The sequence below is a fragment of the Actinomadura sp. WAC 06369 genome (assembly GCF_003947565.1).
Classification (GTDB): domain Bacteria; phylum Actinomycetota; class Actinomycetes; order Streptosporangiales; family Streptosporangiaceae; genus Spirillospora; species Spirillospora rifamycini.
The window spans coordinates 1-1844 of the sequence record NZ_QHJN01000352.1 but is presented as its reverse complement, the minus strand read 5'-3'; the positions used below and the strand labels follow the sequence as shown (position 1 = coordinate 1844).

The 1844-nt window shown below is 77.2% G+C and carries 1 protein-coding gene; it reads right to left on the bottom strand.

Going from position 1 to position 1844, the window contains the following annotated elements; all coding sequences use genetic code 11:
• Window positions 1–241: 241 nt before the first annotated feature.
• On the bottom strand, window positions 242–1420 hold the full coding sequence (locus DMH08_RS39350) for a CoA transferase (RefSeq protein WP_125621358.1): 1179 nt from the start codon (window positions 1418–1420) through the stop codon (window positions 242–244).
• Window positions 1421–1844 lie beyond the last annotated feature (424 nt).

Below are 1844 nucleotides of genomic sequence, written 5' to 3'. Positions count from 1 at the left end.
CGCCCGCCCCGCGCCGCCACGTCCGCCCCTCCTTACTTCGCTCCCCTAACAATCTCATATGCCCACAAAAGCCGTGCGGGAAGTTCCGGGGCCGCCACCGGCGCGCACACCCGACGAAGGAGCGGGCGTCCGGTCCGAGCACTGCGGCGGCGTCACCGATGACAAGGGGATCTTCCGGAGGGCCGCCCATCGCGTAGGTCAAGAACCCGGCGGGCACCGCCCTCTCCGTCCTGGAGAGAGGTCAGGGCTCTCCCGCGACGCCCCGGGCCCGCAGGTCGGCCGCCTCGTCGCCGGTCATCCCGAGGACGTCCCGCAGGACCTCGGCGGTGTGCTCGCCGAGGGCCGGCGCGGGGACGGGCGGGGCCTGCCCGCCGAACACCAGCGGGGAGCCGGGCGCCAGGTGCGGGCCGACGCCGGGCTGGTCGAGCTCGCCCATGAGCGGCCGCCCGTCCAGGTCCCGCGCCACCTCCCCGAAGTCCCGGTACCGCGACCACAGGACGGACGTGCCTTCCAGTGCGTCCGCGATCTCCGCGCACGTCCGCGCCCCGAACCACGAGGCGAGGACGCCGCCGACCGCCTCCCGGTGCCGGTACCGGTCCCCGGCCGTCCCGAAGTCCGCCCGCAGCGCCCGCTCGAGCGCCGCCACGACGTCCCCGAGGCCGGTCGCGGCGACGAGGTCGCGCCACTGCCGCCCGGTGACCACGGCGAGCATGACGCGCCCGTCCGCGGTCGCGAAGTCGCGCCCGAACTCGCCGAACAGGTGGTTGCCGAGCCGCTCGCGCGGCGCCCCGAGCTGCGCCTCCGCGAGGTACCCCAGGTTCCCGGCGGTCGCCAGCGCGACGTCGTCGAGGGCGACCCGCAGCCGGGAGCCCTCGCCCGTCCGCAGCCGGTGCCGCTCCGCCGCGAGCAGCCCCGCCGCCAGGTAGAGCCCGCAGACGACGTCCCACACCGGCAGCGCGTGGTTCACCGGCGCGCCGTCCCGCCCGGTGATCGCCGGGAATCCGGACGCCGCGTTCACCGTGTAGTCGACCGCGGTGCCCCCGTCCCGCCGCCCCACGAGCTGGACGTGCACGAGGTCGGGCCGCCGCGCCGCCAGGTCGCCGGGGGCGAGGCCGCCGCGCGGCGGCGCGTTCGTCAGCACGGTCCCGCACTCGGCCGCGAGCCGCGCCGCGACGCCGCGCCCCTCGGCGGACCGCAGGTCCACGGTGACCGACCGCTTCCCCTTGTTGAGCCCCGCCCAGTACAGGCTGCGCCCGGACGGCGCCAGCGGCCACCGGTCGATGTCGGGCCCGCCGCCGACCTGGTCCACCCGGATGACCTCGGCGCCGAGCTGCGCGAGCGTCATCCCGCCCAGCGGCGCGGCGACGAAGCTGGAGATCTCGACGATGCGCATCCCGGCGAGCGGCAACAGTGCGTCCATCCGCACATGCCTACCACCCACCGAACCCCGCCCCCGAGCCCGCCCTGTGGCGCCCCTGCAACGCCGCAAGGCGATGGAACGACCCGGCGTCGGGGCGAGCCGTCCGCCCCGGTCCTCGCTCACGCGGCCGCAGCCGCCAACGGCCGGACGGCCCCCGTGCGGCCTCGCTCGCGCCCTACGCCCGGCCCGCGCCCACGGCAGCCCCTGCGGCGTCCCCCCCATGGCGCCGAAGCCACAGAGCAGCTTCCACAGGACGGCGGCCACGGCGCCGTCCTCATGGCGGCGCCCGCAGGGACAGCCGCGGCGGCGCCTCCATGGCCACCTCCACCGGGCAGTAGCCGCGGGACGACGTCCACAGGGCGGCAGCCGCACCGCCGTCCTCATCGCGACGTCCACCGGGCGGTAGCCGCCGGACGGCGTCCAC